This is a genomic window from Paucimonas lemoignei, assembly GCF_004342585.1.
GTDB classification, from domain to species: Bacteria; Pseudomonadota; Gammaproteobacteria; order Burkholderiales; family Burkholderiaceae_D; genus Paucimonas; species Paucimonas lemoignei.
Window position 1 is genome coordinate 13,520 of the sequence record NZ_SLZQ01000003.1, and the last position, 14,171, is coordinate 27,690.

Genomic DNA, 14,171 nt, shown 5'->3' on the forward strand with positions numbered 1-14,171 from the left:
ATGGACCCAATCATTAAAACGACGCGTGTTTCACAGAACGCATTTTCTCTCGATGTACGCCAGCCCAAGACAGGAATGCAATCGGGACAAGGCCAGGGAAAACCTAAGCAGGATGCCAAATTCGAGCTTGGCAAACCGGCAGCGGCGACCAAGGCTACTGACATCTCTGTGACGAAGGTCGCTTCCGAGCCGATCCTGAACGACGCCACGCTGGAAAAGCTGGTACCAAAACCAATATCTCAGGAACCACATCCTGAATTAGGGCGAACAAAGGCGCACGACCTGGAAAAAGAGAAGGAAAGAGAAAAAGAGAAAGAAAAGAATCTCCTTCAGGAAGCGTACGAAAAGGCCAAACTAGAAGGCTACCAGGCAGGCCTCGAAACGGCGAAAGTCAGCAGCCAGAAAGAGCTGAATCAGGCATTGGGACAATTGAAGGAGTTATTTCAATCTCTTAAAAACCTGGATGAGGCGTTGTTTCAAGAAATGGAAGACAGCGCAGCAGAAGTCGTTTTTGAAGCGGTTACAAAAATTATTGGGCAGGCCGCCATTGACAAGAAGATTGCCTATGCCGTTACTCGCCAAGCAATCGAACAAGTTAAGGGACGCGAGCGGCTGATTGTACGGGTTTCGTCTAAAGACTATGAACTGGTCAAGGAAACGTTAACTGATCCAGATACAGACGGCTTGTTTATCAAAAGCGTCAGTGTAGTAGCTGATAACCTTGTCCAACTGGGCGGATGTCTCATCGAAACCGAGGCAGGTAATCTGGATGCGCGCCTGGAAATCCAGCTACAACGGTTGAAAGAAACCTTACTGGGCGTACGTAAAACAAATGACGATGCATAAGCTAAATCTGCACCGCTATGTCACTGCCATCAAAGGCGGTGAATTGATTAGCCGCATCGGTAAAGTCTCGCAGTTCTTTGGCCTGGTCGTCGAGGCGAATGGGCCGGATGCGTTTCTGGGCGAGTTGTGCCAGATTTACTCCCGTTCGCAGACTCAGCCAATCAATGCCGAGGTCGTCGGTCTGCGTGATGGAAAAGTCTTATTGATGCCATACGGCGAATTACGCGGCATTGGTTTAGGCAGTGAAGTGATTGCTACTGGCCATCCGTTACGCATCAGTGTTGGCGATGAAATTCTCGGCCGCATTGTCGACGCCATGGGTAAGCCGATCGATGGCAAGCCGCTGGGATCTTTGCCCGACCACATCAGCCTGAAAAACGAGCCACTGAATCCACTATCACGTCGAAAGATACGTGACATCCTTGAAACCGGCGTGCGAGCGATCGACTGTTTTCTCACGATGGGAAAGGGCCAGCGCGTTGGCATTTTTTCAGGCAGTGGTGTCGGTAAAAGCACTCTCCTAGGAATGGTTGCCAAGGATATGCAAGCCGACATCAACGTCATTGCACTGGTCGGTGAACGCGGCCGAGAGGTACAGGAGTTTATCGACAAGAGCCTCGGCCCGGAGGGGCTGAAACGCTCGGTCATTGTTGTCTCCACTTCGGATCAGCCCGCGCTGGTGCGCTCCTGCGCAGCGTACACCGCAACCGCAATTGCCGAGTACTTCCGCGACAAAGGCAAGGATGTCCTGCTTATCATGGATTCGGTTACCCGGTTCGCCATGGCTCAACGTGAAATCGGCCTGGCCATTGGTGAACCGCCGACAGCGCGGGGATATACGCCGTCTGTGTTCGCCAATCTACCCAAGCTGCTCGAGCGCTGCGGCGCTTCTGCAAATGGTGGATCGATCACCTCTATCTATACCGTCCTGGTGGAGGGCGACGACATGAATGACCCGATTGCCGACTCCGTGCGTTCAATTCTTGATGGGCACATTGTCCTTTCGCGCGAATTGGCGAATCATGGTCATTTTCCCGCTATTGATGTGTTAAAAAGTATCAGTCGTCTTGCACCAGTCCTGATGAAACCGAATGAAAAGGCTCTGGTTCAACGCGGCACGAGCATATTGAGCAATTACGAAAAAAGTAAGGACATTATTGAAATTGGTGCGTATAAGCAGGGAAGCAATCCCGAGCTCGATCTTGCGATTCAACTGCTTCCCAAGCTGAACAATTTCCTGCGCCAGGAAATTGACACAGCCAGTACGCGAACTCAAGCCATGGATGTACTGGCACAGACACTCCAGGGAGCGGGACGATGAAAAATTTCCGATATCCCCTCGATCGTCTCAAGCAAGTGCGCGAATTGGAGCTGGCTACTGCGGTAGACGAACTGCGGCAGGTTGCAGCGACAGTGCAAAGAGTGCAGAACGACCTGCAAAGCAAACAGACAGCTATTCAGAAGGCACAGACAGTACTGGTAGAAACGGAATCCAAATCCGGCACGGTGCGTCCAGACTTAAGGAAGATGACAGCCCTATACGTTCAGACAGTTCAGGCGGAACGCGACAAGATTGAAGCAGTGCTGCACGAGCTGGAGCAACAACAAAAAGAGGCGCACGACAGGCTAATAGAGAAGAAGCAGTCAGTAAAGATGCTGGAAAAGCATGAAGACCGGTTGAAAAGTAGCTTTCGACTTGCCATGCAAGGCATACAGCAAAAGGAAGACGATGAGCTTTGGCTTGTCCGACAAAAGAACAGCTGACAAAGAAAAATACAGCATGACGACACAACAAATTCTGCCGCCACTCCCAGGCAACCTGCCGTCGCAGCCACAAACCGCCTCGCTTACTGCGAAAGCCGATGCATGGCGAAAGGCATTCGAGCAGGAGCAAAATGGAATACTGAAGGACACCAGGTCGGTCAAATTCGGGGAATCCATGCCTGCCTTCACAGCCGACGCTGGCGGCAGGCAGACCAATGCTGAACAATTACCGGGCAGCGCATCACAGATATCGGAAGGCAAGCGACCCGCGCCGGCCTCGGCAAAAGCCGGGTTGGTCGTGGCTGACTCCAGCCCGACAGTTGCCAGCGATGCTGCCGGCCTCAGCCAACCTCGGAGCCTGTCAACCCATGCGCTCGTTTCGCTGCAACTCACTCAGCAAGTGCAGGCGCATCGCAGCGCGCAGCTATCGCCCAATATGGAGCTCGCATCAGTCATAGCGCTGCTTGAATCACATTACAGACAAAAGTGGCCGTTCAAGAATGTCCATGTGGTACATACAGGCGACGGTGTCAGCATTTGGATACGTGACTCCACTTTTCAGAATGAAGAACAGGTGCAAAGCATGGCAGAACGGATTCAGCAAGCAGTACAGGAAGATGGCCAGCAATTGATCAGCCTGGTCTTGAATGGCAAAACAATTATTGGATAAATAGGAGGAACGATCATGGCAGTTACATCAATCGGCGGCGTCTCAGCAGAGGCAGTACCTTCCACAACCAATTCGCTCGGCCAGGAAGAATTCATGAAAATCCTGCTGACTCAGCTGACGTACCAGGACCCGCTCAAACCTCTGGACAACCAGGAATTCATCGCCCAGCTGGCGCAATTCACATCGCTTGAACAGACGCGACAAATGAACGCCGGTATTGATACGCTACTGACGATGCAATCGAGTAATCAGGCCGTCGGTTTGCTAAACAAGACAGTGGAAGTCGATGGCGAATCCGGCAGAACCGTCGGCACGGTAACGACGTTGAATTTTCGCGACGGGCAGCCCTTCCTCACTGTAAAAACCGCCGAAGGGGCATTTGTCACCGACATATCCCTTTCCCAGATCACCGTTATCCGCTAAGGAAGGATAGATCATGCTCGATTCCGTCTATGCTGGCCTTACCGGGCTTTCCACGTTCTCCAAAGGTCTCAGCAATATCAGTAACAACGTGGCAAATCTGAACACGCCTGGATTCAAACGTACTCAAACGCTATTTGAGGACCTTTTCTATAACCAGCAAAATCTTGGAGGTAACGGTAACAATACCTCATTTACTTCTGGCAATGGCGTCGACACCGCAGGCACAACGGTAATTTTCAAGCAGGGAGAGCTTCGCCAGTCTGGCAACGATCAGGATGCAGCAATTGACGGCAACGGGCTTTTTATCTTGCGCGATGGAGATAAAACCTATTACACCCGCGCTGGCCAATTTGAATTTAATTCAGACGGCTACCTCGTTGCCAAGGCAACCGGTGGCCGGGTCGCAGTGATGAGCAATACCGGTACCAGTCTGGAAGATTTTAATATTTCGGACTACCGGGTTAATCCGCCAAAGATAACCACCCTGGTGAAATTGAGCGGCAATCTATCGGTCAACGATGTAGACAACAGCCATACAATATCCAATGTTAATGCCATTGATAGCAATGGCCAAAATCAACCGCTCACGCTAATCTTTACCAATAACAGCACAGTCACGCCTCGCAGTTGGCTCATTGAAGTGAAAAACCAGGCTGGCAATGTTGTGGCGAACGGCGAAGTCCGTTTCCAGGGTGACGGCTCGCCGCTAGCCGGATACGAAAAATTCACCTTCACCTACGCGCCAGCCGACGCAAGCGAACAGCAAATCACCATCGACTTCGGTCAGCCAGGAACATTTTCTGCCACAACCAATTTTTCTTCCGGAACGGAGTCGACTCTGAGCGTGCAGTCTACGGATGGCTATGCGGTTGGTTCATTGAACAAGATAAGCTACAACGATGAGGGCCTGATCGTTCTGAATTATTCCAATGGACAGACAGCCAATGCCAAAAAACTCGCGCTTGCATGGTTTAATTTCCTGCCTGCGCTGAATCAGCAAGGTGGGAACTTATTCGTCAACGACACGGATCAACTACCCATTATCGGCGCGGCAAAGAGCTCAGTATTTGGAAGAATCAGCGGCGGCAGCATCGAAAGCTCCAATGTCGACCTGACACAGCAATTTTCCGACCTGATTGTTACCCAACGCGGCTACCAGGCGTCGTCACAGGTAGTAAGCGCTGCCAATGAAATGATGCAGCAATTGCTTGACTTGAAAGGCCGCCGTTAATGGAAGTCTGTAAGTACACAATCTTTACCAAGCAAGACCTCGCTGCGATACAGGCTGGATTGAATAGCGCTATTTCTGCCTGGGCTGATAAATGGTTCATAACTGTTGCCGCCCTGCCCGTCGCAGATACCGTTGTCAACGGCCATGAAGCTGTACCACTTGAAAGCGGCAGACAAGGCCTGGCGGGAAGCTTCGAGCTCCGCAGCCATAGCAGCGGCGCTTGCCAACTTGCCTATTCAAGTCGCACGTTGCAGCATCTCTACTCGCGTATCACGGGAGACCATGTCATCAAAGCCACGTCAAAGGACCTGTTCGGCACGGTCGGATCGGCGGTTTTGTTACAGGCTCTGGATGATCTGCTTGCAATCATTTTGCAAGGTCATGACGCTGCTTCATCCGAACAAATACAGCTATCCCAATTGCTTCGTAAAGGCAGCGGTACTGTCGTGGCAACTATTACCGACCAGGACAGCACAATTCATCTATACCTTTCACAAAGCCTTGCACGGATGCTAAGCGGCACTACCGGCATCATCAAGACTGGCGCGAAACTGTCCTCCCGACAAGCGCTCATAGGCAGTGGAAAACTGAAAATCCAGGTGACGGCTGGCGAGGCCGAACTGCGCCTTGCTGATCTGATGGAACTCAGGCCTGGCAACGTGATTCGTCTGAACTTGAAACCAAACCAGCCGTTTACCGTGCAAATGGCCGACACCCAGCAAGTGATTTGTCATGCCTACCTCGGCAAACGCGATAACAACAAAGCGATCGAACTGACTACTTAACAACGGAATAGCAATGACTTCCCAACACCAGCCCCATCAAAACGAAGAAAATCAGATCGAAGTACAGCCGGTTGCGCTGCAGCCGATCGAGGAGCAAGGCGCAAGAGGAAAAACGCTGGTCAATAACGGCATCAAGCTGATTGGCAATGTCAAAATCAAGGTGCGCGCAGTAGTTGGCGATGCCGAATTAACTGTCGCAGAACTCTTTGCTCTCAAAGAAGGCTCATCGTTCAAGCTCGATGTGCCGGCCAATGCGCCAATCGACCTGTACCTTGAAGACAAGCTGATTGCAAAAGGTGAACTTGTTGTCGTAGACGACAGCTTCGGCATCCAGGTCACCGAAATCCAAGCCGAACATGCTAATTCGTAAGGTACTTTTTTGCCTGTGCCTGGCCCTGGCAATCGTTGGGAATGCATTCGCACAGAATGCCGCTGCGACGCAACCGGCACAACAAGACCGGTCGAATGCCCCAGCCAGTATTCCATTCAAGAGCGAACCGCAAGGTTTCGCTGAGCAATCCTTATTCACGATGCTCATCACCCTTGCAATCCTCGGCGCTGCAGTAGCCGGCCTGTATTACCTGCGCAATCAGTTGCAGAAAAAGGGCGGGCCAGCGTTTCTGAAGCCAACGTCGGTGCGGCTGAAGGAACGTATCCGGCTTAGCCCGCAATTGACAATGTATCTGGTGACCTACCGCGACAAGGAAATCCTGATTGCTCACGGCGGGAATACAATCGCGACGATTTCCGAGGAACCGCTCGATCCAGCGTCCGGCCATCAAGTCCAGCCTTCCAACCATAAACTGCCGGATTAATCATGCGTTTTTTTAAGTTGGCGCTCTTGCCATTGGCATTTTTATTGTTGTTGGCGCTTGCCGGCCACGCGACTGCTGCGGATGCAAGTATCGGCGGATTCGACATTTCGATTACCGATTCCGCCAAAGGCAAGCCGCAGGATCTGGGCATGCCGATCAAGTTGCTGATACTGCTGTCATTACTGAGCTTGGCGCCGGCCATTCTGTTCACGATGACGGCGTTCACTCGCATCATCATCATTCTGTCGATGATCCGCCACGCCATCGGCATGCCGGAAACGCCACCCAACCAGGTGCTGGTCAGCCTGGCCCTGTTCCTTACGCTATTTACGATGATGCCGGTACTGGAGCAGATTAACAAGCAGGCCTATCAGCCCTACACCAGCGGACAACTGAAGCAGGAAAAAGCGCTGGAGATAGCGACCGCCCAGGTGAAGGAATTCATGATCCGGCAGACCCGTGAACAAGACCTGATGCTAATGGTCGAGCTGTCCCAGACTCCCGCGCCGCAAAAAATCGAAGACATCAGCATGACCCAACTGATCCCGGCCTATATGCTGAGCGAGCTGAAAACCGCATTCCAGATCGGCTTTGTGATTTTCCTTCCCTTCCTGCTGATCGATCTGGTGGTGTCGAGCGTGCTGATGTCCCTGGGTATGATGATGGTGCCGCCGGTCGTCATTTCCCTGCCGCTCAAGGTTCTCATGTTCGTACTGATTGATGGATGGAATCTGGTTGTCCGCGCTATGATCGGAAGCTTCCACTAAATGCCGGCTGGTCGCGCAAAAATCGACGGGGACAAGAACGTTGCTGCGTTCCAGGCCACCGAAAAGGAGCTGTGGCTGCAATTCGCATCCACAAAGGATGCGGCTGTGCGGCTGCAGCTCATCGATTTGTATTTACCATTTGCGCGCATGCTGGCGGCAAAACTCTATGGGCGCCGCCAAGGCCTGGAAGCCCCTTTTGACGACTACCTGCACACTGCATCCGTCGCCCTCATCCAGGCCATCGACCGCTACGACTCCGCGCTTGGTGCCTCCTTCCAGACTTTTGCGCAATATCGCATCGAGGGAGCGATACTGAACGAACTTCCCAAGCTGAGCGAGCAGCATGCACAGATCAGTATGCTCAGCCGCTTACGCAAGGAACGCATCGAGTCCATCACGGAAAAGCGCGCCACAGAAAAATCGAAGGCCAAGGAAACCCTATTCGATGACATGGTGGAACTGGCGGTAGGCTTAAGCATCGGCTACATGCTCGAAGGGTCTGGCATGTATTGCGATGACACTGAAACGGACGAACGCGATGGCTATACCGTTCACGCGGTAAAGCAATTGGAAGGATTGCTGCAGAAACTGGTCGACCTGCTTCCCGAGAAAGAAAAAGCCGTGATCAAATACCACTACTTTTTCGGGCTAGGGATGGAAGAAATTGGGACTCGCATGCAACTAAGCAAGGGCCGTATCTCGCAGTTGCACAAGCAAGCGCTAAAAAGTCTAAAAGGTATGGCGGATACCGTCCACCTTAATTTGAGCCTTTAAGCTCCATTAACAGGGACACTAAATCTTTTTGCGTTCCCTGATCGGCAAACATCGTGTTCCGTACGTCGGCGAGCAAATTGTAAAAAGCCGGGTCTTCCAGCAATTCCGCGCCAAACTCATTGCCCAATACCGTTTCAAGAAAAATCGTCGCTCCCTTTTCCTGCCCTGCTCGTTGCGAGAGGTCCAAAGAAGCGAGTCTGTCCTTGATTCTGCGGCGTAGTTGCTGCGTACGATTACTCGCGGCAGCGCGGCCAACTTCCCGGCCCTGGCTGCTCTTTCCTGCCGCGGCATTTTTACCAGGGCGCTCGGCAAGCGCCTGGCGCAACGTTTCAAGTGCGCGGTCGAAGCGGTTAATCGATGTCATGCCATGCCGTCACTTCCTGGACTGCCGGAATCAGGTGCTCAATGCTGCGTCTCGTCATCATCTTTCTGATAAGCCGATAACCAGAGATTACCGCCACCAGCCTCAGCTTCCTCTACCGGCGCATCAGTGGGCGCATCAATTTTGTCCTTCATGGCATCAAGAATGCGCTGCATATCATTGTTCAGCGCCGGATTGGCCTGGTTCAAGCCGATGCCCTGCTCCAGGGTGCGCTTACAATCGGCGAACTCGTCGCGAATCAGGTGGCCAAGACCCAAAGCGAACCAGTAAAAATAACTTTGCTCACCCAACTCCTCCAAGGGCTGCAACGTTTGCAGCGAGGGCTCGACGCGACCGGAAGTCAGGTACAGCAAGCCAAGCTGAAAGCGCGCGGTATGCAATGCAGGATTGAGCTCGAGTGCCTGCGCCATTTCTTCCATGGCGCGCTCATACAGGCCGATCTGCGCATGCTCGGCGCCCAAAAAATAATAGATATCAGCGTTTTCCGGAGCCTTGGCCATTGCACGTTTCAGGTAAGTGATGGCTTGATCGTGCCGGTCGGACTGGCTTGCCTGTATCGCCAGGTGTAACAACTCGTCGGCATCCAGATCGGAGGTTTGTAATTCCATAATGGCTGTGTGGTCTGAGTTAATGGGGTTTCTTGGTATTGTCTTGGCTACCTTGCCTGCGGGTGGCAAAGCGGCGAATCAGGTCGTTCAGGTTGCCGCCGCCCGGCGCATTGAAATTATCCAGCATGGCGTTCACCAAGGCGCTGGCCTGCTGCGGGCGACCGCGTTGGGCCATCAGCAAGCTTTGCGCATAACGCGCCGAAAACGAATCCGGCTGCAGGCGCAAGGCTTTTTCGGTTAAAACCTTGGCCTTATCCCACTGGCCGCGCATCGCCGCCACCACCGCCAGGCTGCCGTGCGTCTCACCGAAGTTATGGTTGATATCCAGGCATTTCTGCAGCGTCGCTTCGGCTGCGTCCAAATCCCGCTGCAGAATCTGTACCCAAGCCAGCGTATTCCAGGAACCGAGATGCTCGGGCATGTACTCGATGGCTTTTTCCAGCTTGTTGCCAGCCTGTGGCAAATCGCCTTCCAGCATCGATCCCAGCCCCAAGCCAAGCCAGGCTCGCCCGTTACGCGGGCTCACTTCGATGGAATGCTCGAAGAGTTCTCGAGCTTCTTCATAACGTTCCAGCCCCATCGCGGTGGAACCGGCAGTAATGAGCGCATCCAAGTTGTCCGGCGCTGCTTTCAACACTTCGCGCGCAGTGCCGTCGGCTTGGTCGAACTGGTCCTGGTCGAGATACAACAGACTCAGCATGCCATTGGCGACCGAGTCATCCGGCTTGCCCTGCAAATAGGTGTTGGCATATTCCGTCGCCTCTTCCAGCTTGCCGAGGTAATGCAGGGTACGGATATACAAATGCGGCAGTTCCGGGAATTCCGCCTTTTCTTCGATCAACGAGGCCAGCACCGGCTCGACTTCCTCAAACCGCGCAAGGCGCGTCAGCGACAACACATGCTGATAACGGATCGCCGCATGCGTCTGGCCGGCATCGAGCAACTTTTTCGTCAATGCCTGGCTGGCTTCCCAATCCTTTTCACGATACAGCAGCACAGCCATGCGGTACTGCGCGCCGGCGTCCTCCGGCTGCATGGCGAGCGCCTTTTCAAGCAGCGGGCGCGCTTTAGCCATATCCCCCAGTTGCAGGCACAAATCGCCTGCTTCGCACACCAGGGAAAAGTTTTCCGGATCAGCTTCCAGATAGCCGAGCAGCTTATGCAGGCGATCTTCCAATGCAGCGTTCACGTTTGTCATTTGCGCTAATTTACTTTAACTGGCTTAACTAGCCTGAGTTAACTGGCCTGATATATCGGCATGGAAGCAGGGCTCTGTTGCGTGACGTCTCTCTCGATTGCCTGCAACAGTTCCTGCCCACGGCCGTAATATAGGTTGTCATTCGGCGCCGTTTGCATCAATACATCGAGGTTGCGCCGCGCGTCGGCAATTTTACCCTGCTGGCGCAAGACTACCGCACTGAAGAACAATCCCGGCGGAAAAGTCGGTTGCCGCTTCATTACCCTTTCCCAGATTTCCAAAGCCTGGTCACCCTCGCCTTTGTCGAACTTGACCATGCCGAGCTGGAACTCCTCTTCCAGCGCGTCCGGCTGCAATTCCAGATATTGCTCATACAGCGGCTGGGCGCGGTCGAACAAGCCAAGTTGCGCATACAGGCGGGCCGCCATGCTCAAGACGACTGGCTGTACCGCGTCAGCGGCCAGCAGATATTTCAGCTTCAGCAAACCCTGCTCCACCCTGCCCTGGTCGATATCCAGGCGAGCCAAGGCGATCAGCTCATCGTGTTCCAAATTCTCCCACTGGTTCATTGGCCTGTTTCCTTATGATTATATTGTTACAAGTTTACCAATAACGGCATTCGACCGGCATTCCGGCAAGGCCAGACTGGGTAATCAATCGAGACTGGAATGCTATGAAGAGAAGCTTGGCACCTTGCTATCGCATAGGCGTGGAGATGAAAGGCCGCTCAGCACTGAAAAAACAATCTCGATTTCTCGTGGCCTTTCACAAGGTATCCGCACAAATCGGGATTTGTTTAGTCCATATAAAAAAGGCTGCCTGAACAAGGTCCAGGCAGCCGATTACTTAAAATTACAACAACATCAAGCGATTGAGATACCCGCTTTATTGCAGCGTAAAGGGCGGAGGCGGCTGGAACGGCGGCGGAGCCGCTGGCGGTTCAGCCGGAGTCTTCGTCGCTGCGCCGCCTTCTAATACGCTTGCCACCATGTGCGGATACGCATCCGGATGCACCAGCGGATTACAGTTAGCTTCTACCCACCAGATCTGGTCGTCGTCATCCACCATGCCATCAACCGAAAACAGCGTGTTTTGACGAATTTCCTGCGGCAGCTGCGTCCACAAGTCTTCGCCCATGCGCGCCATCTGTTCAGCGTATTGCGGCGCCAGGCCAGCCAGCACCAGGTTATCGTTGTTAAAAGTCAGGTTGGTCAGGCGAGAGGCGTACTGGTAATCCACTACGATCTTCTCTCCTAACTGAGGGATATAGGCAGGAGAAAACCCTTGGTAATGCAAGGTTGACTGCACCGCATGCCAGTTGATCTCGCGCCCGAACGGGTCGGTACGGTCGGAGACCAATTGCTTGATGTTGCGGATGCCATCGCCTTCCACGGTCGGCGCCTTGCGAACTTCGGCGGCGACGACTTTGCCATTCCAGTACCAGACCTTGCAGATACGGCCAAAGGTAAAGGATTCGAAGTAATCACCTTCGCTCAACAAGGCTTCCTGAGATCCCGGCTCAATTACCTTGTAGGGCCCCGAAATGCCGCGGCCGATGGAGGATTTGCTTTTCTTGCGCAAGACATCGCGAATCGGCGCATCGACGATTTGCCAGTAAGGCGGCGTGCGATGGCCATTTTTCACCGCCCACTTCTTGAACTCGAGCTTGTCGTAACCCAGAGGCCAGCGCTTGTTAAAGTAAGGCAGCCAACCAACGAAATTGATGACATCGTCGCCAAATTCGGGAGTGAAAACGAGACCGCGCTCGTTGCGCACGAAGAATTGCGGCTCGAAGGTAGCGCGCTGCCCTTCCCGCGCGATCGTCAGGTGGAAGTTGTCCATATCAAGTGTGCACGTAGCGTCTTGGGCTTTCACAGCCTGGCTCATGCACTTGAAATGGTTCATCAGGACGATTTTATACATGGCATCTTGTCCGTAATTGTTAGTTTCTAAAATCTACCGATAAATTGGAATTGGCAGAATATCAGGAATTTATTTTGGGCAAAACTAAAAGGCCATTAAATGCGCTCCATTTTTAAAAATTTCCTATTTCGTTGTTTTGGACACAAATGTCTCTTAAACCGTTAGTACCTCAATATAAGGAGTTAATTCACGACTGTGCAATTGTATGACCACGCGGGCGCAAGCCGCGCGCCTGACGAGCTAGAAACTTACCTACTTCAGCACTTCCAATCCTTTGCGGTCCACTAAGTTGAGCAGCTTCAAGGAGGGACCGTTCGGATGCTTTTGTCCTTGCTCCCATTTCTGCACCGTCGATGGACTGGTATTGAGATACGCGGCAAACACTGCCTGGCTGGCCTTGAAGCGCAGCCGCAGCCGCTTGATTTGCGCAGCGCTGTATTCCTGCACCGGCGGCAGACACAGCGCGTCGAATTCGCGCATGGTCTTTGCATCCATCACGCCAGCCTCATGCAAGCCTTTGGCTGTGCCGTGCAGCACGTCTAGCAATTTGTCATGTTTTTTCATGTTTCACCTCAATCAATTCCCGCACCTTGACCGCTTTCTCCAGTGCTTTCTGGTCGTATCCCAGCAATTGCGCCGCCAACAGCTTTAACGCTCTCAATTCCTTGTCGTCGATGTTGTCGCGCTGGTTCTTGGCAAAGCCGTACAGGAAGAACGCCTTGCTCCATCTCGGCCACCGCATTACGCAACGACTGCTCCGACAAGCCGTCCTTAGCTGCCTAGCCGGCAGACCATTTCGTCTGGAAGATTTGCATTCTTATAAAACTCCCTGTGTTTGGATGGATTATAGCACTAGGTGCTATAGATGCATATTTGACGGATGCGATGCATCTTCTTCGTCGGTCTCGCATCCAGGGCGTAGTAGAACTCGCTGACGACGTTTTCGTGGCCGAGCTGAGGCTTAGCTTGTCCAATGCGGCTTGGGCGCTCTTGACGCGCCGCAATGCCCCCCGGATGCGTGCTCACATGGCAGACGCGACCGGCTGCCATGTGACGATGATTCGCCGCTACGAGTCGAACGAGACACAGCCCACCCTGGAGGTGATCCGCAATCTCGCCCGCGCTTTATCGGTGAGCGCAGATGTGCTTGTCTTCGAGGAGGATGAGCGCGGCCCCGCCGACGAACTGCGCTTGCAATTCGAGGCGGTCAGCCAACTGCCGCCGGAGGAACAGTTAGTGGTCAAGGAAGTGCTGGACAGCTTGATTATCAAGTACCAGACGCGCCGTTGGGATTCGACGCGCACCGCACCTGCCACAGCAGAGAAACCAGCACGCGCGGCGCGACGCAACAGGCACACAAGCAAGTAGCGGCCAGCTGCTAAAAAGAGAAACCGCTCCCCCCCCCGGCAGCTAATGGGGTTGGGAGCGGTTTTTTATTGCAAAGAGAAGAAACAGCTAGTCCTGCTCAATCCATATGATTTTCACATAAATAAAAATCACAACACCAGCAATTCCCCTTTGGGCCACACTCCAGCCCAACCACAAGGGAAATGTCCATCTTCATAAACGACCCAAAGATCTCTGTAAAAAGACGGCGGCGAACATACCGCGTAATGTGCAGTCATTAGCGCATGCAATACGTCCCACTTAATACAGTCAATTACCCCATCTCCAAAGTTCACCTCTTGCTGACGTGCTTTGAGTTTAGGAACAACAATCTCATCAATATAAGGCCTTAGTTCGCGTACTACTTTATTCCACACGCCTTGATATTTAGTCGGGAAACGCATGGACAAATACTCCGTCAATTCGCTACGCGCTTCTTCCGTAACAGCCTCCCAGCTTGGCTCAGTGCAAAGACGGTTCGCCTCCTCCCACGACGATACCGCAACGTAAGGAAGAGGATAATTGCGTCCTATCGACTGGCCACACTTCGACAACCAATCAATCGTTTTCAATCTATCAAGTTCTGTTTTGTCGACCAT

Annotated in this window: 20 protein-coding genes; 12 read left to right on the top strand and 8 right to left on the bottom strand. The window is 52.9% G+C overall.

Annotation, left to right across the window (positions count from 1 at the left end; all coding sequences use genetic code 11):
- The 11 genes from EDC30_RS05510 to EDC30_RS05560 are packed head-to-tail and all read left to right on the top strand — an operon-like array spanning position 1 to position 8,075.
- Positions 1-846 carry a FliH/SctL family protein gene (locus EDC30_RS05510; protein WP_132257808.1) on the top strand — a complete coding sequence of 282 codons (846 nt, stop codon included), beginning with the start codon at positions 1-3 and terminating at the stop codon, positions 844-846.
- Complete coding sequence (locus EDC30_RS05515) at positions 833-2,167, top strand: FliI/YscN family ATPase (RefSeq protein ID WP_207907216.1); 1,335 nt, start codon at positions 833-835, stop codon at positions 2,165-2,167. Before EDC30_RS05510 ends, EDC30_RS05515 begins: the two co-directional genes overlap by 14 nt.
- Positions 2,164-2,610 carry a hypothetical protein gene (locus tag EDC30_RS05520; protein ID WP_132257809.1) on the top strand — a complete coding sequence of 149 codons (447 nt, stop codon included), beginning with the start codon at positions 2,164-2,166 and terminating at the stop codon, positions 2,608-2,610. The genes EDC30_RS05515 and EDC30_RS05520 overlap by 4 nt, the downstream gene beginning before the upstream one ends.
- The gene (locus EDC30_RS05525) at positions 2,576-3,280 is read left to right on the top strand and encodes a hypothetical protein (protein WP_132257810.1); all 705 of its coding nucleotides are present in this window, start codon (positions 2,576-2,578) and stop codon (positions 3,278-3,280) included. The genes EDC30_RS05520 and EDC30_RS05525 overlap by 35 nt, the downstream gene beginning before the upstream one ends.
- 15 nt (positions 3,281-3,295) lie before the next feature.
- Positions 3,296-3,703 (top strand): flagellar hook assembly protein FlgD, encoded by a 408-nt coding sequence (locus EDC30_RS05530; RefSeq protein WP_132257811.1) that lies wholly within the window; start codon positions 3,296-3,298, stop codon positions 3,701-3,703.
- 13 nt (positions 3,704-3,716) lie between these two features.
- A complete protein-coding gene (gene flgF, locus EDC30_RS05535; protein ID WP_132257812.1) occupies positions 3,717-4,934 on the top strand; it encodes a flagellar basal-body rod protein FlgF in 1,218 nt (405 codons plus the stop codon).
- Positions 4,934-5,719: a FliM/FliN family flagellar motor switch protein gene (locus EDC30_RS05540; protein ID WP_132257813.1), complete on the top strand. Its 786-nt coding sequence runs from the start codon at positions 4,934-4,936 to the stop codon at positions 5,717-5,719. The genes flgF and EDC30_RS05540 overlap by 1 nt, the downstream gene beginning before the upstream one ends.
- 13 nt (positions 5,720-5,732) lie before the next feature.
- On the top strand, positions 5,733-6,089 hold the full coding sequence (locus EDC30_RS05545; RefSeq protein ID WP_132257814.1) for a FliM/FliN family flagellar motor switch protein: 357 nt from the start codon (positions 5,733-5,735) through the stop codon (positions 6,087-6,089).
- A complete protein-coding gene (locus EDC30_RS05550) occupies positions 6,076-6,534 on the top strand; it encodes a hypothetical protein (protein ID WP_132257815.1) in 459 nt (152 codons plus the stop codon). The genes EDC30_RS05545 and EDC30_RS05550 overlap by 14 nt, the downstream gene beginning before the upstream one ends.
- Before the next feature lie 2 nt (positions 6,535-6,536).
- A complete protein-coding gene (fliP, locus tag EDC30_RS05555; protein ID WP_132257816.1) occupies positions 6,537-7,301 on the top strand; it encodes a flagellar type III secretion system pore protein FliP in 765 nt (254 codons plus the stop codon).
- Positions 7,302-8,075 (top strand): sigma-70 family RNA polymerase sigma factor, encoded by a 774-nt coding sequence (locus EDC30_RS05560; protein ID WP_132257817.1) that lies wholly within the window; start codon positions 7,302-7,304, stop codon positions 8,073-8,075.
- Here EDC30_RS05560 and EDC30_RS05565 read toward each other — a convergent pair.
- The 7 genes from EDC30_RS05565 to EDC30_RS05595 form a co-directional block, all read right to left on the bottom strand.
- Positions 8,059-8,439, bottom strand: coding sequence for a hypothetical protein (locus tag EDC30_RS05565; RefSeq protein WP_132257818.1), 381 nt, complete (start codon positions 8,437-8,439; stop codon positions 8,059-8,061). The genes EDC30_RS05560 and EDC30_RS05565 overlap by 17 nt on opposite strands.
- 38 nt (positions 8,440-8,477) lie before the next feature.
- Complete coding sequence (locus EDC30_RS05570; RefSeq protein ID WP_132257819.1) at positions 8,478-9,065, bottom strand: tetratricopeptide repeat protein; 588 nt, start codon at positions 9,063-9,065, stop codon at positions 8,478-8,480.
- A 19-nt stretch (positions 9,066-9,084) separates the two neighbouring features.
- A complete protein-coding gene (locus EDC30_RS05575) occupies positions 9,085-10,263 on the bottom strand; it encodes a tetratricopeptide repeat protein (protein WP_132257820.1) in 1,179 nt (392 codons plus the stop codon).
- A 38-nt stretch (positions 10,264-10,301) separates the two neighbouring features.
- Positions 10,302-10,832: a tetratricopeptide repeat protein gene (locus EDC30_RS05580; RefSeq protein ID WP_132257821.1), complete on the bottom strand. Its 531-nt coding sequence runs from the start codon at positions 10,830-10,832 to the stop codon at positions 10,302-10,304.
- Positions 10,833-11,148: 316 nt separating this feature from the next.
- Positions 11,149-12,186, bottom strand: coding sequence for a hypothetical protein (locus tag EDC30_RS05585; protein ID WP_132257822.1), 1,038 nt, complete (start codon positions 12,184-12,186; stop codon positions 11,149-11,151).
- A gap of 252 nt (positions 12,187-12,438) precedes the next feature.
- On the bottom strand, positions 12,439-12,750 hold the full coding sequence (locus tag EDC30_RS05590; RefSeq protein ID WP_132257823.1) for a helix-turn-helix domain-containing protein: 312 nt from the start codon (positions 12,748-12,750) through the stop codon (positions 12,439-12,441).
- Positions 12,737-12,976: a type II toxin-antitoxin system RelE/ParE family toxin gene (locus tag EDC30_RS05595; protein WP_341539865.1), complete on the bottom strand. Its 240-nt coding sequence runs from the start codon at positions 12,974-12,976 to the stop codon at positions 12,737-12,739. The genes EDC30_RS05590 and EDC30_RS05595 overlap by 14 nt, the downstream gene beginning before the upstream one ends.
- A gap of 95 nt (positions 12,977-13,071) precedes the next feature.
- Here EDC30_RS05595 and EDC30_RS05600 point away from each other — a divergent pair, with 95 nt between their 5' ends.
- Positions 13,072-13,554 (top strand): helix-turn-helix domain-containing protein, encoded by a 483-nt coding sequence (locus tag EDC30_RS05600; protein ID WP_132258140.1) that lies wholly within the window; start codon positions 13,072-13,074, stop codon positions 13,552-13,554.
- Between the two features lie 128 nt (positions 13,555-13,682).
- Here the strand turns inward: EDC30_RS05600 and EDC30_RS05605 are convergent, their stop codons facing one another.
- Positions 13,683-14,171 (bottom strand): hypothetical protein, encoded by a 489-nt coding sequence (locus EDC30_RS05605; protein ID WP_132257825.1) that lies wholly within the window; start codon positions 14,169-14,171, stop codon positions 13,683-13,685.